Below are 19761 nucleotides of genomic sequence, written 5' to 3' on the forward strand. Positions count from 1 at the left end.
CGCCTGCTTCAAGGGGCGACGTACCGCGATGACCGGCTATAAGGATAGATGACGTGAAATTGAGATGGTTTGCTTTTTTGATTGTGCTGCTCGCTGGCTGTAGTTCAAAACATGATTATCAAAATCCCCCCTGGAACCCTGAAGTGCCGGTAAAGCGGGCCATGCAGTGGATGCCGATCAGCGAACAAGCCGGGAAGGCCTGGGGCGTGAGCCCGCGTCTGATCACGGCGATCATTGCCGTGGAATCCGGTGGCAACCCGACGCTGGTGAGTAAATCGAATGCGGTGGGGCTGATGCAGTTAAAAGCCTCGACGGCGGGAAGAGAGGTCTATCGCTACATGGGCTGGAAGGGACAGCCATCCACCAGCGAGCTGAAAAACCCGGAACGTAATATCTCTATGGGAACCGCTTACCTGAGTATTCTCGAGCATGGCATTCTGAAGGGGATTGACGATCCGGAAGTGATGCAATATGCGCTGGTGGTGTCGTACGTTAACGGAGCCGGCGCGCTGCTCCGAACCTTCTCATCCGATCGCAAAGAGGCGATAGAAGAGATTAACGATATGGATAAAGATGAATTCTTCGAGCACGTTGTGAAGAATCATCCTTCAGCACAGGCTCCACGTTATATCTGGAAAGTACAGAAAGCGATGGACGCCATGTAACGCCTTTGTCGGGCGGCAGCATGCTGCCCGACGCCTTTCAGCGCACTTTGTTCGCGCGTTCCCGCGCTTCACGCTCCAGTGAGAAGATGATGCGCTGTAGTTCGCGTTCGGCGCCTGGCCCGACATTCAGAAAGCGAAAGCTCAGTCGCGGCGTGGTAATGGTTTCGTTTTTGCTGTCCACCACCTTACGCTCGCTGATGGCAATCAGCTGGGCGTCAAACCAGAAGCGTCCCCATCCGCCCATATCCAGCTCAATCTGACTAAAACGCATGCCTTCCACCAGTCCTTCCGGCTTCGGCGTATCCATTAACGCGCCCATCCCGCCCAGTGACAGGTCGAAGAGACGAAAGCGGATCTCTTTTTTGTCCGGCATTTTTGCCTTACAGAAATAGGCCGGGTGAAGCGGGGCGCTGATGCGAAAAAACTCGCGGCGTTGCACGAACCAGAGGTTAGCGGGCAGGGGAGCGATAAACGCAGGCAAACCCTGGTACGCGATCGTGGTCAGGCGGGGCAGTATAAACTCGACTTTAGCCCCCTGCGTTTCGGCCATCACCGAGAGGTTTTCTGCCTGGAGCGCGGCACGGTTTTCTTCGCTCTGGCTACCCAGATCCACGATCAGGTGTTCTGCCGTCACGTCCAGGATCTTGCTGATAAACTGGCTGGTTGACCAGTTGATGCGCAGCGGCACCTCGCCCTTTTTCAGGTCGCGTAACACCCCTAATACAGCCAGCGGATTTTGTTTCAGGAACTGCTCACTGTAGCTACTCACGCCAGATGGCTCCTCGATAGATGACAGACTGTCTCTGGGTTATCGGCACGCTGGCATGAAACTTAATACAAACGATCTGTTTTTCTCCGCCGATATTGATTTGCTAATGGAAATGATAATAATTGGCGTTCCCAATACCATCTAATAACAAGACAACACTATGAGCACCTCACGTTTTGCGTTATGCGCGTTAGCAGGCGCCGTCACGCTGGCATTGCAAACACAGGCTTTTGCAGAAGAACCCACCATCGTGGTGACCGGTACAGAGCAGGGCAGCGCGCTCCCTGCCTGGACCAACAGCGCCACGAAATCAGCCGTCGCGGAAAGTAAAACGCCCCAGGTGATCAACACCATCGCCGCTAAAGAGATTGAGCAGCGGCACGCCAGTTCGGTAAACGAGATCCTGCGCTATGCGCCGGGCGTTTCCACGGAGGTGCGCGGGAGCACCTCTTACATGAGCGAGTACAAAATCCGCGGGTTCAACGTCGAGCAGGAGTTCTACAACGGCCTGCAACTTCCCTATAACGTCACCGGGAACACTAAAGCGCGAATCGATCCGCTGCTGATTGAGAGCGTCGATATTCTGAAGGGGCCGTCATCCGTGCTGTATGGCGGCGGCTCCCCGGGCGGGCTGGTCAATATTCAGAGTAAAAAGCCGCAGAAAGAGGCGAAAACAGAACTGGGCTTTAACACCGGAAACCGCAATCTGAAAGAGGGGTACCTGGATTCCACGGGGCAGATTGCGACCAGCGACTGGAACTATCGCCTGCTGGGTAAAGCGACAGAGAGTGACGAACAGGCGCACACCACGCGCTATGAAAACTATCTGGTGGCCCCCTCCGTGACCTGGCAGCCGGATGACAAAACGCGCCTGACCATTGACGCGCTGGCGCAAAATACGCCGAGCCTGACGCCGTCTGATCCGATGCCGCTAAGCTATCTACGGTCTAAATACGCCGATCGTCGTGACTATGCCGGGGATGAGTGGAGCGGCTTTAAGCAGCGTCAGTGGATGCTGGGCTACAGCTTTGAACATGAGTTTGACAGTGGCTGGGGCTTTAGCCAGAAAGCGCGCTACTTTGACGTGGACACCCACCAGCGCAGCGCCTATTCAACCGGGACGGGCAGCGAGGTCTACCAGCTTAACCGCTTCGCCTATACCACGGATGAAGATTTACAGAGCTTCAACATTGATAACCAGGTCACCCGAACCGTCGCGCTGGGGGACTGGAAACATCATCTGCTGGCGGGCTTTGACTACCAGAAGCTGAACTCTCACTTCCATTATCGTTACGCCTCGTCCACACCGGGTATCGATATGCGTAATCCGGATCACTCGCAGATCGATAACGATGCGCTGGGGCTTGAAACCGCGCAGAAAAACCGTCTCAGCTATCAGCAGAATGGCTATTACCTCCAGGATCAGATTGCGTTTGGCGGGCTGAACGTGCTGGCCAGCCTGCGCTATGACGACTACCGTTCTGTCACCACCAACTATCTGCAAAACGGTGACAAAGCCTGGGTATCGCAGGATCGCCTCACTAAGCGACTGGGCGCGCTTTATGCCTTCGACAATGGTCTCTCACCGTTTATCAGCTATTCGGAAGGGTTCGCCCCGGTATCGCCGCAGGGCACGTTGACCGCGAAAGACGTTAAGCCCACCACCAGCAAGCAGGTGGAGGGTGGGGTGAAATACCTGCTGGCGGATTACGCAACCACCTTCACCGCCTCGGTGTTTAACATTCGTCAGAAAAATGTGGTGACCAGCGATCCGGGCTTCCTCAACTATCGCCAGACCGGGGAAGTGGAATCGAAAGGTGCGGAGCTTTCCGCTATGAGTCGTCCAACGGATAACCTGACGCTGATTGCCAACTATGCCTACACCCACGCCATCAATACCGAAGATGACAAGTACCAGGGCAAACGACCGACGCAGGTCCCTGAGAACGCCTTTAATCTGTGGGGAGATTACACCTTTGACAGCACACCGCTGAGAGGGTTAACGCTGGGGGCAGGGGCACGCTACACCGGGCCAATGGAGATCTCGCCAGCCAACGACGCAGGCAAGCTGGGCGGTACGACGCAATACGATCTGGCGGCATCTTACCGCATGGGCGAGCTGGCGCCATCGCTGGAGGGGCTGACGCTGAAAGCGAGCGCGCAGAACGTCACCAACAAAGAGACGCTCACCTGCTATGACGCGACCAACTGCTGGATAGGCCGCGACCGCACGTTCCAGGTCGGGGCGAGTTACAGCTTCTGAAAAAAGCCCGGTGGCGCTTCGCTACCGGGCCAATCTATTGCACGGAACCGTCCCCTCGCCCCACCGGGGAGAGGGTCAGGGTGAGGGGCGCTACTGCGCCGCCTGTTTCGCAGGTGCAACATCATCGTTTGCCGCAGGCTGATTCTCCGGTACGCTGTCGCACGGCTTCTCTTTCGGACAGACCATGTCCAGCATCCTGAGCGTCACGCCGTTACTCCAGCCGAAACCGTCCTGCAACGGATACTCACCGCCGCCACCGCCGGTACCGGTCGAAGAGACATCGTACTTCTCAACCAGTTTCTTCTCGCGATCGTAGGTATGCTGAACGTTTTTCAGGAAACGCCAGGTTACGTCCATCGCCACTTTCTGCTGACCATAGTTCTGCAACCCTTCCACCGCTACCCACTGCAACGGCGCCCAGCCGTTCGGCGCATCCCACTGCTGCCCGCTGTTGATGGTGGTGGTAGAAATACCACCCGGTTTCAGCAGGCGTGACGACGCGGCTGCGGCCACTTTATCGGCGCGATCCTGTGATGCGGCCTTCACATACAGCGGGAAGAGGGCTGCGGCCGTCAGCTGATTACGCACCTTCCCGGTTTTCAGATCGTAATCCGCATACCAGCCCTCTTTATCGTTCCACAGGTGGCTTTCCATGGCTTTCTGACGTGCGGAGGCCAGCGCGTCATATTTACTTGCACTGGCGTTATCGCCGTCTTCCTGACTGGCGCGGGCCAGCAGTTTTTCCATCTTAAACATCAGCGCATTCAGATCCACCGGCACGATGCTGGTGGTGCGGATGGTACCCAGCTTCTGTGGATCGTCCATCCAGCGGGAGCTGAAATCCCAGCCCGAGGCCGCGGCAGAGCGCAGATCGCGGTAAATTTCGGTGGCCGGACGGTTAGGGTTATTTTTGGCGGTGGTCACGTCATCCAGCCACGACTCAGGGCGCGGCGTGTCCCGATCGTCCCAGTAGCGGTTGAGGATCGAGCCGTCATCCAGCTTCACCACGCGTTTGTTCGCCTGACCAGGCTGGAGCCCATCAGCCCCCTCCATCCAGTAAGCGTACTCTTTCTCCATCTGCGGACGGTATTTCTTCAACGCGTCGCTGTCATGCGTGGCCAGCAATTCCACCATCAGCGAGAAGAAAGGCGGCTGAGAGCGGCTCAGGTAGTAGCTGCGGTTACCGTTAGGGATATGGCCCCAGGTATCAAGCTCGTAAGCGAAGTTGTCCACCATGTCGCCGATCTTATCCCAGTGGCCGCTCTCGGCCAGCCCCAGCATGGTGAAATAGCTGTCCCAGTAATAGACTTCGCGGAAGCGTCCTCCCGGCACGACATAGGGCTTTGGCAGGGGCAGGAGGGAGTCCCATTTGTTCGCTTTGTCAGTGGTGCGGGTCAGTACAGGCCACAGATCGTCAATGTGTTCGCGCAGGCTCTGGCCTTCAGGGGGAACGTATTTCTCACCTTCCTTCGGCAGGATAAAGTTCATCTCTACGAAGTGGCGCAGGTCAAAACCGGACTGGGTATGCTGCATCCGGTAATCCGCCAGGATGGTTAGCGGGTCGCTTTTGGGAACGGCATCCGCGAAGGTTTTCTGATCCGGGAACAGTTTGGCGCTCTGTACTTCATTAAAGAGGGGGCCAAGGAGAATATCAGGTGAGCTTTGCTGGCTCGTTGGCTGGTCTTCAGCATAACCAAATGCGGTAACACCGAGTAGGGCGCCTGCCAACGTAAGGTGTAACAAGCCAGGGCGTAGCATTCGAGTTTTTATCATCGGTTCATCTCCATTCGTCGCTGGGCAGCGTCACCGCTGTCGTCAATCACCTGAAAACCTTAGACGAATATTGCCCGCTTCGCGTGTTAGATATCCCATTTTGCGCATTACCAGACAATTTACCGCCGCGCCCGGACGTGAGAAGCGCGCCGAAAACTATTTACTCGGGGAATGTTTTTTGGGGAATGATTTTAATTAAATATCCTGTCAGGGCACACTATGAATATTGACCAGATTTATGGGTTGCAACCTTTTTTAATTCTGTGAATGGGGTTGTGTTTCTTTATTACATTCCGCGAATAACTTTCCGTGAAGGTCACACAAAGTAAAAAACATAACCGACATAACAAAAAAACATAATAGCCTGCCGAAAAACATTTAGACGAAATAGAGTGGCCCATCACTTCGGGTATTCACTTTTATTTCAGGATGGATTCTATGCAATTAAAAAAATGGTTGTCCTCGTGGGGGCACTCTGTTCTGGCTCTCTTTTTGCGGCACAAAGCGCGACGAGCGTAGATGAAAAACTGGCGCAACTGGAGGCGCAAATCGAGGCGTTGAAACAACAGCAGGCGGCCAGTCAGCAGGCTGCTCCCGTGGTCGTCCAGTCAGAAAAGCCCGTCAATAAAGACGCACCACCGAAGCTGACGCTTTCGGGCTTTGGAGATATAAAATTTTATGGCGATGTGGAATTTAATATGGATGCTACCAGCAAAACCGGCAGTCTGACTTCTGTTAAGTAAAGTGCTAATAGCGACTGGGCGCCGGGAGATAAAGAACGGTGGGATATTAATGGTCGTATTTTGCTGGGGTTTGAGGGTTACCGAAAAATGGATAACGGCCATTTTGCCGGATTTTCTGTACAACCACTGGGCGATTTGGCAGGGCAAATGTACCTTGATGATGCGGTATATTTCTTTGGCGCAGAAAACGACTGGGAAATTAAAGTTGGAGGTTTTGAAGTCTACGATATGTTCCCGCTCAACCAGGATACCTTTGTTGAATACTCAGGCAATACAGCGGACGATCTTTATAGCGACGGCTATGGTTACATTTATATGCTGAAAGAGGGGCGTGGCCGTACCGACAGCGGCGGTAACTTCCTGATGAGTAAAACGCTGGATAACTGGTATTTCGAGCTGAATACGCTGTTCAAAGACGGCAGCGATCTGTACGTCGACCAGCGCTACCATGGCGCGGAACTGGAAAATGATAAGAACGTCGCCTATGTCCGGCCAGTTATTTCGTGGCAGGAAGGCCCGTTCTCAACGGCCGTCGCCATGGAAACCAATCTGGTCAACAATGCTTATGGCTATCGGGATGACGCGGGTCGTTGGGTCGATCAGTCTGACCGCACCGGTTACGGATTCACCATGACCTGGGCTATATTTATGCGCATAACGAAATCGACGAATTTAACACTTCAACCTTTGACGCAGAGTGTGAGAATGATTGCTGGATCACCGATCCGGGTGAGTATGATATTCACACTGTCCATGCGTCATACCTTATTCCCAACGTAATGAAGATGAAGAACTTTAACATTTACCTGGGCGCCTACGCTTCGTGGGTGAACGCGTCGCCGAAAAAGGGAAGCGATAAGAACGACGATCGTTATGGCGGTCGTGTGCGGTTTAAATATTATTTCTGAAGAGTGTCATGATGCCCCCCTGTTAGCAGGCAGAGGGGCCATTTTGCAGGCCGGGTATGCGCAAGCGTCACCCGGCAATACGATCGGCTACAACCCTTTCTTATCCATCAGCACCGCCAGATCCACCAGACGGTTCGAGAAGCCCCATTCGTTGTCATACCACGACAGGATTTTCACCATATTCCCGCCAATCACCAGCGTTGAAAGCCCGTCGATGATGGATGAGCGCGGGTCGCCCTGATAATCACGGGAGACCAGCGGTTCATCGCTGTAGCCCAGGATGCCTTTCAACGGCCCGCTGGTGGCAGCCTGACGGAACGCGTCATTCACCTCTTCGGCGGTCACGTTGCGGCTCAGCGTCACCGTCAGATCGACAATCGACACCACCGGAACCGGCACGCGCAGGGAATACCCGGTGAGTTTACCGTCAAGCTCGGGGATCACTTTCCCGAGCGCTTTTGCCGCGCCGCTGGAGTAAGGCACAATCGATAATGCTGCCGCGCGCGCGCCGCGCAGATCTTTTTCCGGCTGGTCATGCAGCGCCTGGCTGTTGGTGTAGGCATGCGTGGTGTTCATCAGCCCGTGCTCAATGCCAAACTGCTGGTGCAGCACCTGCGCCGCTGGCGCCAGACCATTAGTGGTGCAACTCCCGTTGCTGACCACAAAATGCTGGGCCGGATCGTACAGCGTGTGGTTCACGCCCATCACCACCGTCAGATCATCATTTTTAGCCGGGGCGGAAATAATGACGCGTTTTGCGCCGCCGCTCGTGATATGCACCGCCGCTTTTTCACGTTCGGTGAAGAAGCCGGTTGCTTCAATTACCACCTCAACGCCTGCGTCTTTCCACGCAATGTTTGCCGGGTCGCGTTCACTGAATACTGTGATGCGTTTCCCGTCAACCTGTAGCGCGCCGTCCGCCGCTTCCACAGGCACCGGCAGCGTGCCGAGCAGAGAGTCATATTTCAGCAGATGGGCGAGGGTTTTACTGTCCGTCAGATCGTTAATGGCCACAATCTGGAGATCCGGGTTGCCCAGCGCCGCGCGCAGGACATTACGTCCGATACGGCCGAAACCGTTAATACCGACCTTAACCATGATGCACTCCTTATCTGTGTTGTCTGGAGTTACTGTAGGCGTCAGGTCAGATGGCGTAAATGACAAAAAAGGATCATATTACGCCATTCTGCGGCAGTGGAAGCGCTGACGGTATTCGCCCGGCGTGAGATGAAGCTGCTTTTCAAAAACGCGGCGCAGGTTGATGCTGGTACCAAACCCGCTTTTTTCGGCAATGACCTCAAGCGGATCCTGGGTCTGCTCCAGAAGCTGTCGGGCGGCGGCCAGACGCGCTTCGGTGACATAACGGGCCGGAGGCACGCCCACGTCACGCGTGAACACGCGGGTGAAATTGCGCGGGCTCATGGCGACCCGTTCGGCCAGCCTTTCGACGCACAAATCTGCGGTGAGGTTTTGCAGGATCCAGCTTTGCAGTTCGCTGACTGGTCCGGTCGCGCCAGACTGCTCCAGATTATAGCGGCTGAACTGTAGCTGGCCGCCAGGCCGACGCAGGTACATCACCATATCCTGCGCCACATTGCGGGCGAGGGTGAAGCCGTAATCATCCTCCACCAGCGCCAGCGTCAGGTCAAACCCGGAGCTGACGCCGCCGGACGTCCAGACGGGGCCATCCTGAACATAGAGCGGGCCGCCCTCAACGTTGACCGCAGGATAGCGGGTTTTCAGGGTTTCCAGAAGCCGCCAGTGGGTCGTTGCCCGGCGCCCATCGAGCAGTCCGGCCTGTGCCAGCAGCAGGGCCCCGCCGCAGACAGAGGCGACGCGTCGCGCATGCGGCGCGGCCAGGTGCAGCCAGTCCACCACGGCGGTGCTCTCCAGCTCATTCATGCCGCGGCCGGTAATGATGATCGTGTCCAGCGGCTCGCGCGGATCCAGCTCCGGCAGGCGATAGTCCGCCAGCAGGTTCAAACCGGACTGGCCATGGATCACCAGATGAGGCTGGGTGGTGGCGATAATGATGCGGTAGCGGGGCTGCGCAAGGCCGTCCGGGTGCAGACGGTTGGCCTGCATCAGAATGTCGGCGATACCGGCGGCCTCAAACAACATGCCACCATCAGGAACGATAATCAGGATCTTCTTCATGTCCTGAAAAGTACCTTTATCACAAAATAAGTCAAGCGGCAGGCGAACATTGTAGAAGAGACAAATGAGGCGTGCCGGGTGAAAGAGTAGAACGGCAGATGTTGGGAAGAAGTAAAATAAATATGTAGTAACGGTAAAACTTCTTGCGTGAGGTTCACTGTCAGCGCCGCTGACCCCCCCCAGTTTATGGGCTGCAAGGGAGCGCGCTGAACGATGAGAGAGCAAAAAGATGTAGCCGGGCTTAATTGTTTAGGTGCAAAAAATAACCCCAAAGGGGAATTTTGCTCAGGTTATTTCGGATCGCGAAATTAAATTTCTGCCATTTTCTTAGCCGCCATTTGTTTATGCGGGACGCTCGTGCACAATAAAAGTTATCTTCTGAATGCAACAATGAAAATATCCCAGATATATCCCGCAGCGCACAGAAAAAATGAAATTCTACTAATTATGGTAGTGGAGATAATAAGGGGTTACGTTAATGATAGTGGTTCTCTTTTTCCTGTTTAGCCATTAATTTTCATAGAGTTATGCTTGAAATCTGTCTAAGAAAAAGACGATTTTACCTAAGTGCGCATTTTTTATGAGATTAATCCTATAATGCATTGGGCGTATCATTAAACGCCATTAAGCAGGTGGGAAATATTGAATTGATGACAAGCTCATGTAAACTTGTCTACCGTTTGTCAAAATATGTCAGGAGCATGCTGGGCCCATTTCTGTCGGGTTCGTGCGGTAGCTATGCCTTAAAATAGTTACCTGCTGAAAATATTCCGACTATTTTAACAATAGCACCTAAGTCAAATTTTATCCCCTCTCTTCATCCTCTAAATATCGCTACGGAAAAGCATATGAAACTGCGCGTATTGTTATCACTTTTGTTTGTTATGGCGGTGGCGGGCTGTAAGGCGCCGCAGAAACCAGCGATCACCGATGATACGATTGTGACCAGCCAGGTGAATGGCATCACGCTGACGCACCGTCACGCTGTTACCCCTCCGGCGGAGTTCACTCAGGTGAATGAACCTTACCGTGCCATGTACCCGGCATCCCTGATGAGCCGTCCTGACTACGGCGGAAAAGTGATCCGTACGCTTGAGACCGGCAAAACTTACGTTGTGCTGGGGCAGGTTGAACATTTCTGGATGGCGCTGGCCGATGAAGGGAGTGAACAGCTGATTGGTTACGTGCCGATGCGTGCCGTGATCAAGGCTGACCAGTACGAAGCCACCGTGCGTAAACAGGCACTGCGCCCGAAAGCGCGTAAGAAAACCACCTGTGTTGATGTCGATGGCAACAGCAAAGCCTGCAAAGACAGCGCGAACGGTACCTGGATCCTGAACTAAATGGGTTTCACGAGCATATTTTTATGAATAATAAAAATTTTCATCGGATGTGGTTCCCTTTTTTTGCGTTGATTCTCGCGCTGATCGGTGGTTGTACGTCGTCTTCACACAGCGACCCCTCCCGCTACAATCTTCAGTTTCAGGCTCATCCTCAAATCAATGATTCTGCACCGCTTAAGGTCAGAGTGTTGCTGCTGAAATCCGATGCGGATTTCATGTCCAGTGACTTCTACTCCTTACAGAACAACGCGTCAGCCACGCTTGGCGCGAATCTGCTGAACAGCGATGTGTTCTTCCTGATGCCGGGCCAGCTTTCGAAAACCCTGAGCGGACAAAGCTCACCGGAAGCGCGCTATATCGGCGTGATGGCGGAATACCAGGCGCTGGACGGCAAAAAATGGCGCGTCTCACTTCCTTTGCCTGTTCCCGGCGAAAACGCGATTTACCAGTTCTGGAAATGGTCCGCAGATGAACTCCAGGCCAGCGTCTTTCTTGACGTAAATGGTATCCGGGTCATCAGCCAGTAACGCCCTTCATAACAGGAAAGAGATCATCATGACGAAAGCAGAAAAGGTCGTCTGGACCGAGGGCATGTTCCTGCGTCCCCACCATTTTCAGCGGACAGAAAGTTACCTCCTCAACCACGTTCGTGAGTGGGGGGCCTTGCAGCGATCGTATCTTTGGGGCTTTCTCGACCTTGAGCTGGATGAAGCGATGCTTCGCCAGGGCTGTATTGCCCTGAGCTACTGTAGCGGTTTGCTGCCTGACGGCACCTTTTTCCAGGTTCGCAGCGACCGCAACGGTCCGGCTCCGCTAAAAATCCCCGATAATCTGACCAATGAAAAGGTGGTGCTTGCGCTGCCGGTTCGTCGCGGTGGCCGTGAAGAGGTGATTTTCAGCGAGGAGCAGTCTTCTCTGGCGCGTTTTATTACCTTTGAACAAGAGGTGGAAGACGACAACGCCATGTCGGTCGGGGAGGCGACGGTCCAGTTTGGCCGCCTGCGTCTGACCCTGATGCTGGAGAAAGATCTGACGGCAGAATGGACCGCCATCGGCGTGGCGTACGTCACCGAAAAGCGCAACGATAACCACGTGCGGCTGGATAACAGCTACATCCCGCCAATGCTGAACGCCAATAACAGCCCGCAGCTGTACGGCATGATCAATGACCTGCACGGCTTGCTGGTGCAGCGTAGCCAGCAGATCGGCGGTCGACTGCGCCAGCCGGGGCGTTTCAATACGTCCGAGATGGTTGAGTTCACGCTTCTCTCGCTGATCAACCGCCACCTTGGCGACGTCTCACATTTAAAAACGCTGCCGCTGCTTCACCCGGAAGCGCTCTGGCGCAGCTGGCTGCCGTTCGCCACGGAGCTCGCCACCTGGACGCCGCAGCGTACCGCAGAGAGCATACTGCCGGTATACGACCATGACGATCTCGCCGTTTGCTTCAGCAAACTGATGCTGATGCTGCGTCAGGGGCTGTCGCTGGTCATGGAAGATCATGCCATCCAGCTGCCGCTGCACGAACGCTCCCACGGGCTGAACATCGCCACCGTGCCGGAGACCAGCATGGTCCGCGAATTTGGCTTCGTGCTGGCGGTAAAAGCCAATGTCCCCGGCGAACACCTGCAAACCCATTTCCCTGCCCAAATGAAGGTTGCGCCAGTGTCGAAAATTCGCGATCTGGTCCAGCTCCAGCTGCCGGGCATCATGCTTCGGGCAATGCCCGTCGCGCCGCCGCAGATCCCGTGGCATGCAGGCTACAGCTATTTCGAGCTCGAGAGGGGCAGCGAACTGTGGCACGAGATGGACAAGTCCGGGGCATTCGCGCTGCATCTCGCAGGGGAATTCCCGGGTCTCGATATGGAGTTCTGGGCCATCCGTAGCCCGACAGAATAATAAAGCGAGCGCTTAATATGCAGGAACGACAGGATACCGGCAGTGATGCCGTGTTTACCGGAGCCAGTGGGAACAATCAGCTGGTGGCGGCCGCCAATCCGCTGCTCAATGCGATTCCGCAAATCCGTCATTCGGTTTCCCACGACGATCAGGTCGGGCTGCGCCAGCGCCTGATTGACGAAATTCGCCGTTTCGAAGTGCGATGCCAGCAGGCGGGCTTACCGTATGAAGTGATTGTCGGCGCGCGCTACTGCCTCTGCACGGCGCTGGACGAAGCCGCCGCGCTGACCCCGTGGGGAAGCAGCGGCGTCTGGTCAAGCAATGGTCTGCTGGTGACGTTTCATAACGAAACCTGGGGCGGTGAGAAGTTTTTCCAGCTGCTGGCGCGTCTGTCGCAGAATCCGCGCGAACACATTCTGCTGCTGGAGATGATCAACTACTGTCTGCTGCTCGGCTTTGAAGGCCGCTACCGCGTGCTGGACAATGGCCGGACCCAGCTTGAAACCATCAAACAGCGCCTGTGGCAGATGATCCGTGGCGTGCGCGGCAGCTACCCGCCGCCGCTCTCGCCGCACCCGGAAGATCGCCCCGTACTGCGCAAGCTCTGGCGGCCGATGATCCCACTCTGGGCGTGCGTGGCGCTGGTCGGCTTTATCGCCTGCCTGTTCTATATCGTGCTGAACTGGCGTCTGGGTGATAACACTAGCCCGGTGCTGGCGAAAATTTACCAGTCCCAACTGCCGGAAACCACCATCCAGCAGCCTGCGCGTCAGCTGCCGGCGGTGCTGAACCTGCGCGGCTTCCTGAAACCAGAAATTGATGCCGGTCTGGTGGCCGTTAAGGATGAGGCGGATCGCAGCGTGGTGATCCTGAAAGGGGACGGACTCTTTGCCTCGGCCTCAACGGTGGTGCGCGATCGCTATGAGCCGGTCATCGACCGCATCGCCCAGGCGATGAATAACGTCAGCGGCAAAATTCTGGTGGTGGGGTACAGCGACAACGTGCCGATCCGCAGCGCACGCTTCGCCTCCAACTATGAACTCTCGCTTGAGCGCGCCCGTTCGGTGCAAAAACAGCTCCAGGGTAGCCTCTCACAGCCTGAGCGTGTCAAAGCCGAAGGGCGGGGTGAGATCAACCCGGTAGCGCCTAACACCACGCCTGAAAATCGCGCCCGTAACCGCCGCGTGGAAATTACGCTGCTGGTATCGCCTGACAATACCCAGGCCGAGCTGAACGGATTGCCGCAAGGAAACTAAGGATGCTGACAACTCTACTTTCTATACTGACCAATCGCATTCTGTGGAGCTTCCTGGGCGTAACGGCGCTCGCGGCGGTCATCTGGATGATTGGCCCGCTGTTGTCCATCGTGGATACCCGGCCCCTTGAATCAGAGCAGAACCGCGTCATCAGCATTGCGGTGGTCTACCTGATTTGGGCCCAGAGCCACATTCTGCCGCGGCTGTATAACGCCTGGCTGAACCGTAAGCTGATGGACAAGCTCAACGAAAATACCACCAGCCCTGAGGCGGCCGATCCGCAGAAACGTCTGAACAGCGAGGAGCAGATCCTTGCCGGGCGTTTCGATGAAGCCGCCCAGATGCTGAAAAAAGCCCACTTCAGCAAAGCGGGACATGGCGCGCAGTGGACGCAGCGCTTCAGCACACAGTACCTCTATCAGCTGCCGTGGTACGTCATTATTGGCGCGCCAGGTTCAGGTAAAACCACCGCGCTGGCCAACTCCGGGCTGCAATTCCCGCTGGCGGATCGCTTCGGTAAAACCGCGCTGCGCGGCATTGGCGGAACGCGCAACTGTGACTGGTGGTTTACCAACGAGGCAGTTCTGCTGGATACCGCGGGGCGCTACACCACTCAGGAGAGCGAGCAGGTTCAGGACGCCGGAGAGTGGCTGGAATTTATCAACCTGCTGCGTAAATACCGCCGTCGCCAGCCCATCAACGGCGTGATTATCACCATCAGCATTTCCGACCTGCTTTCGCAGTCCGCTGAGGCCTCGCGCCAGCAGGCGGTCAACCTGCGCCAGCGTCTCTCCGAGCTGCATGAACAGCTGGGTATTCGCTTCCCGGTGTATGTGATGGTGACCAAAGCGGACCTGCTTAAAGGCTTCCGCGCCTGGTTTGCGGATTACGACAAAGCCCAGCGCGACCAGATCTGGGGCTTTACGCTGCCGTGGGAGCAGACCAAACACGCAGATTACGACCTGATGGGCAACTTCCAGCAGGAATTTTCCCTGCTGCAACAGCGTCTGGATGCTGGCCTTCCGGAAACCATGCTCAAAGAGCATGACGCCAAAACCCGTGCGGAAGCCTATCTCTTCCCGCAGGAGTTCGCCGCGCTGCGTCCGCTGCTGGCTGACTACCTGAGCTCGGTCTTTGCTCGCTCAAACTTCGAAACCGAATTCTCTCCGCGTGGCATCTACTTTGCCAGCGGCACTCAGGAAGGGATGCCGTTTGACCGCGTGATGGGCGAGCTGAATCGCGCGCTCTCCTTACCTGAAGGGGGGGAAAGCACGCGCTGGGATTCGGTGAGCAAAGAGGCGCCGATCCCAGGCGCGAAGGGCCAAAGCTTCTTCATTAAAAACCTGCTGCAAAACGTGATTTTCCAGGAAGCAGGCATCGCCGGGGAAAACCGCTGGTGGGAACTGCGCAACCGCGCCGTGATGTGGTCCGGCTACGCGGCGCTGCTGGCCCTGCTGGTGATCCTGGGTGGCCTGTGGCTGACCAGCTACGCCAAAAATAAAGCCTATCTGGAAGAGGTGGATGCAAAAGTGCCGATGCTGGAGCAGCAGAGCAAGGCGCTGCAAAACCAGCCCCAGCGCGATCTGTTTGCGCTTCTGCCGCTGCTTAACAGCCTGGTGGATCTGCCGAAAAGCAATGCCTTCGACGTTAACGACCCGCCGGTTTCCCGCCGCATGGGGCTTTATCGCGGGGATGACGTCAGCGATGCCTCGCAGTCTCTGTACCAGAAGGCGCTGGATCAGATGCTGCTGCCCGCCGTGGCGATGCACATTACCACCTGGCTGCGCAACGACAACGGCAGCGATGTGGAGTACAGCTATGAGGCGCTGAAAGCCTATCAGATGCTCTACCAGCCGAAGCACTATGACGGCAAATTCCTGCACTCGTGGGTGATGCTCAACCTGCAACGCAACCTGCCGCAGAACGTGACGCAGGCGCAGCTTCAGGAGCTGGAATGGCACCTGACCCAGCTGCTGGAGCCAAAAATTCAGGCTTCACCGTATGCGCAGGATGAGGATCTGGTGGCACGTGAAAGGGCGCTTATCAACCAGCAGCCGCTCTCAACACGCGTATATGGCCGCCTGAAACGTCTGCTGGAGCATGATGAAAACCTGAAGCCGGTTTCGCTTTCAGATCTCGGCGGCCCGCAGAGCGAGCTGGTGTTTTCCCGTAAAAGCGGCAAGCCGGTGAGTGAAGGCGTACCGGGTCTGTATACGCCGGACGGCTACTGGAAGAGCTTCAACGACCAGATCGACAGCGTGACCACCGCCCTGCACGAGGACGACGCCTGGGTACTGGGAGCGACCACCGCCCAGGAAGATAAACAGCAGATCGACAACGCCGTGCGCCAGCTCTACATGCGCGACTTTATCGTCAACTGGGATCGCTTTCTCGCTGACATTCAGCTCAACAACAGCGCCGATCTTTCCCAGCGTATTAACACCGCGCGCCTGCTTTCAGGCACCAACTCGCCGCTGCGCCGTCTGGTGCTTAACCTGAGCAAGGTGCTGACCCTGTCGCGCACTGCGCCTGCGCCGGAAGATGCGCAGAAAGCGGAAGACCAAAGCAACCGCGCCACCCGCACGCTGGAAGCGCTGTTCAGCAACGGTGACAATGCCCCGACGCAGGGCGCGGTCGTGACGCAGGCGCCTGAGCAACTGGTGACCGACCACTATGCGCCGATGATTGAGCTGGCGCAGCCGCTGGAGAAGGGTGGCAAGACCATCGTCTTTGACGATTTTCTTAAGCAGGTTGACGAGCTTTATCGCTACCTGACCGCCGTTCAGGATGCGGCAAACAGCGGTATGCCCGCGCCGGGCGGCGATGCAATCAGCCGCCTGCAAGCCAGCGCGGGACGTCTGCCGGGCGGGCTGCAAACCATGTTCAGCAATATGGCCGTCGGCGCCAGCAGCGATACCCAGCGTCGCGATCTGGAGAACGTGCGTAAGCGCATTAACGTGGAAGTGGGTGGGTTCTGCCGTCAGGCGATTGCCGGGCGTTATCCACTGGTGCGCAGCGCCAGCACCGAGGTGACGCCGGACGATCTCGCCCGCATGTTCGCGCCGGGCACCGGACTGATGGACACCTTTTTCCGCGACAACCTGACCAACAAGGTGGACACCACCCAGGCGAACTGGCGCTTTATGCCGGGCATCGACGGTAAAACGCTGTCGGGCAGCGAAGGGCTGTTGCGTCCGTTCCAGCAGGCGCAGTCTGTCCGCGATGCCTTCTTTGCCAACGGCGCGACCACGCCATCCTTTAAGGTCACGGTGCGCACCGTGCGGATGGACAACACCATTCTGAACCTGACGCTGGACGTGGACGGCCAGCTGCTGCGCTACAGCCACGGTCCGCAGGCGGTGCAGATCATGAACTGGCCGGGGCCGGGCGGGACGAACCAGGTGCGTATGCAGCTCGGTCTGACCAATGGCAGCACCGCAACGCTGGTAACTAACGGTTCCTGGGCGCTCAACCGCTTTTTCGACAAGGCGCGCACCAGCCCTGGCGCGGGTAGCCTGAGCCGTCAGGCGACCTTCAACGTCGACGGACATCAGGTCACGCTGGAGTTTGCCCCGAACAGCATCCGCAACCCGTTCCAGCTTCCCCGTTTCACATGCCCATAACCGCAAGGACAGCCGTATGACGAATACCCCTGCGATGAACCGTTATAGCTGGTATGGCAAATTACCCAGCGCCGGAGATTTTTTGCAGCGTCGCTTTCCGGATACCCTGCAACGCCAGTGGTCGCACTGGTTCCAGGTCGGCCTGCTGTCCTGGCAACAGGAAGAGCAGCGCAGCGGCGAGCGCCCGTTTTCAAAAGCCCCGGTGTGGAACTTTGTCGTCCCGCCGATGCTCGGTAGCCAGATGATTCAGATGGGCTGCCTGCTGCCAGGCCGTGACAGCGTAGGCCGCCACTATCCGGTATGCCTGCAACTGAGCTTCACCCCCGCCGAATGGTCATCCCGCCTGCTCGGGCAGGCTGAAAGCTGGTACCAGCAGCTTGGCCGTCTGGGGCTGCACGCGGTGCGTAACAGCTATTCTGCCACCCAGCTGGATGAAATGCTGATGACCATCCCGGCGCCCCAGCCGGTTGAGCCGCAAAAGCGTTCCGACATTCTCGACGTGATTGGCTATGACGACGATGGTCAGAGCACGCTGGGCTGGCCGCAGGCGGCGGAGTGTTTTGATCCGCTGCGCCAGACCAGCTACTGGTGGACAAACCGCTGCGACGGCTATCCGCTGTACACCCACGTCCACAGTGGAAACTTCACCGGGCAGCTCTTTACGCTGCTGTTCGATCCGGCAGGCGGCGCCCGTCCGGGCCGCCACGGTCTTTACCCGCCTATGTTTGAATAAGCAGGGATCTTATGAATATCGATGAATTTCTCGCGCCGATAAGCCCCGATAACCCCTGCGGTGAAAACCTGGAGTACGACGCTGATTTCCAGGCCATGGGTCAGGCCAGTCAGGGTAAAGCCGAGCAGCAGTTTGGCGACACCATCATTCCGGCAGAGCCTGCCGACTGGAACACGGTGGAAAAACTCGCCACCAGCCTGCTGGGTCGCACCAAAGATCTTCGCGTCATGCTGGCGTTAACCCATGCCTGGACGCGTCGTCGCGGGCTGGCAGGTTACGCCGACGGGCTAGTGCTGGTGCAGGAAGCCCTGTCCCGTTACTGGGAGCAACTTTACCCGCTTCTGGAAGAGTATGGCGAAACCGATCCGTTCTACCGCATCAACGCCCTCGCCGGGCTGAGTGATAAATCTGACCTGACGGTCGCGGTGCGTAACGCCTCACTGCTCCGCTCAAACGGCGATGAGATTTCGCTCCGTGACGCCCAGGCGCTGCTTGACGGCAGTAAAACCGAGTGTCCGGATTATCCGGGCGGTCGTCCACGACTGATCGATGAGCTGGCCCGGGGCGATCAGCCCGGCACCGAAGCGGTAATCGTGATCAACGAACGCCTGCTGGCCATCCGCGAACTGCTTACCGGCTATCTCGGGGAAAGTGGCGTACCGGAGATGGAACAGCTGTTGAAAACCGTCGGACTGGTTTCCAGCGCCTGTCAGGTGACCGATATCAGCAAGCTGCTGCCGAACCGTGACGCGCAGGCTGAACAGCACGCCGAGCCGCAGCCGGTGGCCGCGTCGCCCGTTCAGCAGGTGACGGACTGGCGCAGCGTGCAGGTGACCAGCCGCGCCGACGCCCAGCTGATGCTGGAAAAAGCGAAACAGTATTTTGCGCAGTACGAACCCAGCCATCCCGCACCGCTGATGATTGAACGGGTGCAGCGGCTGTCTGAACTCAACTTTATGGACATTATTCGCGACCTGGCGCCAGACGGCGTTAACCAACTGGAAAACATCTTTGGACGCCGCGAATGACGCGTCCTGGCATTATGACGACAGGCATGGAGTCTGCCTTTTCACCTTCACCGCGCATCTTTGATGGAGAACATCATGGCAATGAGTAACAGTGGACAGAAATTCATCGCACGCAACCGTGCTCCCCGCGTGCAGATCGAGTACGACGTAGAGATCTACGGCGCAGAACGCAAAATTCAGCTGCCGTTTGTGATGGGCGTTATGGCCGATCTGGTTGGCAAGCCGGTGGAAAATCTGCCAGCCGTCGACGAGCGTAAGTTCCTGGAAATCGACATCGACAACTTCGACGAACGCATGAAGGCGCTGAAGCCGCGCGTGGCGTTCCAGGTGGATAACACCCTGACCGGCGAAGGTAAGCTCAATGTCGATCTAACCTTCGACAGCATGGACGACTTCCTGCCGGACGCGGTGGCCCGCAAAGTAGAGCCGCTGAACAAGCTGCTGGAAGCCCGTACCCAGCTCTCCAACCTGCTGACCTACATGGACGGTAAAAACGGTGCGGAAGAGCTGATCGCGAAAATTCTCCAGGATCCGACGCTGCTCAAATCCCTGAGCCAGTTGCCAAAAAATGACGAAAGTGCGAAAGGTAGCGAGGAATAAT

14 protein-coding genes and 1 pseudogene are annotated in these 19761 nt (G+C 56.7%); 11 read left to right on the forward strand and 4 right to left on the reverse strand.

Annotated features, from left to right (window positions below; translation table 11 throughout):
* Positions 1 to 53: 53 nt before the first annotated feature.
* Positions 54 to 665: a membrane-bound lytic murein transglycosylase EmtA gene (gene emtA / locus IPZ49_RS19255; protein ID WP_017384310.1), complete on the forward strand. Its 612-nt coding sequence runs from the start codon at positions 54 to 56 to the stop codon at positions 663 to 665.
* Positions 666 to 702: 37 nt separating this feature from the next.
* Here emtA and IPZ49_RS19260 read toward each other — a convergent pair whose 3' ends face one another.
* Positions 703 to 1434: a flagellar brake protein gene (locus tag IPZ49_RS19260; RefSeq protein ID WP_017384309.1), complete on the reverse strand. Its 732-nt coding sequence runs from the start codon at positions 1432 to 1434 to the stop codon at positions 703 to 705.
* A 160-nt stretch (positions 1435 to 1594) separates the two neighbouring features.
* On the opposite strand from IPZ49_RS19260, the gene IPZ49_RS19265 reads away from it, so the two are divergent.
* Entirely contained in the window at positions 1595 to 3697 is a 2103-nt protein-coding gene (locus tag IPZ49_RS19265) for a TonB-dependent siderophore receptor (protein ID WP_045142101.1), read from the forward strand.
* A 90-nt stretch (positions 3698 to 3787) separates the two neighbouring features.
* On the opposite strand, the gene IPZ49_RS19270 is transcribed toward IPZ49_RS19265, so the two are convergent.
* Positions 3788 to 5470, reverse strand: coding sequence for an alpha,alpha-trehalase (locus tag IPZ49_RS19270; RefSeq protein WP_032619545.1), 1683 nt, complete (start codon positions 5468 to 5470; stop codon positions 3788 to 3790).
* A gap of 452 nt (positions 5471 to 5922) precedes the next feature.
* Between IPZ49_RS19270 and IPZ49_RS19275 the strand changes: the two are divergent.
* Positions 5923 to 7121, forward strand: a pseudogene (locus tag IPZ49_RS19275) (carbohydrate porin).
* 87 nt (positions 7122 to 7208) lie between these two features.
* On the opposite strand, the gene gap reads toward IPZ49_RS19275, so the two are convergent.
* Positions 7209 to 8219, reverse strand: coding sequence for a type I glyceraldehyde-3-phosphate dehydrogenase (gap, locus tag IPZ49_RS19280; protein WP_058688651.1), 1011 nt, complete (start codon positions 8217 to 8219; stop codon positions 7209 to 7211).
* Positions 8220 to 8297: 78 nt separating this feature from the next.
* Complete coding sequence (locus IPZ49_RS19285) at positions 8298 to 9278, reverse strand: GlxA family transcriptional regulator (RefSeq protein ID WP_015570326.1); 981 nt, start codon at positions 9276 to 9278, stop codon at positions 8298 to 8300.
* Between the two features lie 848 nt (positions 9279 to 10126).
* Between IPZ49_RS19285 and IPZ49_RS19290 the strand changes: the two genes are divergently transcribed.
* The 8 genes from IPZ49_RS19290 to tssB all read left to right on the forward strand — a co-directional run bounded on the left by IPZ49_RS19290 (position 10127) and on the right by tssB (position 19760).
* On the forward strand, positions 10127 to 10621 hold the full coding sequence (locus tag IPZ49_RS19290) for a hypothetical protein (RefSeq protein WP_006810964.1): 495 nt from the start codon (positions 10127 to 10129) through the stop codon (positions 10619 to 10621).
* A gap of 23 nt (positions 10622 to 10644) precedes the next feature.
* A complete protein-coding gene (gene tssJ / locus IPZ49_RS19295) occupies positions 10645 to 11148 on the forward strand; it encodes a type VI secretion system lipoprotein TssJ (protein ID WP_022648418.1) in 504 nt (167 codons plus the stop codon).
* 28 nt (positions 11149 to 11176) lie between these two features.
* Entirely contained in the window at positions 11177 to 12520 is a 1344-nt protein-coding gene (gene tssK / locus IPZ49_RS19300) for a type VI secretion system baseplate subunit TssK (RefSeq protein WP_015570328.1), read from the forward strand.
* A 17-nt stretch (positions 12521 to 12537) separates the two neighbouring features.
* Positions 12538 to 13776 (forward strand): DotU family type VI secretion system protein, encoded by a 1239-nt coding sequence (locus tag IPZ49_RS19305; protein ID WP_003859963.1) that lies wholly within the window; start codon positions 12538 to 12540, stop codon positions 13774 to 13776.
* A 2-nt stretch (positions 13777 to 13778) separates the two neighbouring features.
* A complete protein-coding gene (gene tssM / locus IPZ49_RS19310; protein ID WP_058688652.1) occupies positions 13779 to 17399 on the forward strand; it encodes a type VI secretion system membrane subunit TssM in 3621 nt (1206 codons plus the stop codon).
* A 16-nt stretch (positions 17400 to 17415) separates the two neighbouring features.
* Complete coding sequence (tagF, locus tag IPZ49_RS19315; protein WP_032671638.1) at positions 17416 to 18132, forward strand: type VI secretion system-associated protein TagF; 717 nt, start codon at positions 17416 to 17418, stop codon at positions 18130 to 18132.
* Between the two features lie 11 nt (positions 18133 to 18143).
* Positions 18144 to 19160, forward strand: coding sequence for a type VI secretion system protein TssA (gene tssA, locus IPZ49_RS19320; protein ID WP_017693278.1), 1017 nt, complete (start codon positions 18144 to 18146; stop codon positions 19158 to 19160).
* Between the two features lie 75 nt (positions 19161 to 19235).
* Positions 19236 to 19760 carry a type VI secretion system contractile sheath small subunit gene (tssB, locus tag IPZ49_RS19325; protein ID WP_008502644.1) on the forward strand — a complete coding sequence of 175 codons (525 nt, stop codon included), beginning with the start codon at positions 19236 to 19238 and terminating at the stop codon, positions 19758 to 19760.
* Position 19761 lies beyond the last annotated feature (1 nt).

It is taken from the genome of Enterobacter cloacae complex sp. S2, assembly GCF_015159675.1.
Taxonomy (GTDB): domain Bacteria; phylum Pseudomonadota; class Gammaproteobacteria; order Enterobacterales; family Enterobacteriaceae; genus Enterobacter; species Enterobacter intestinihominis.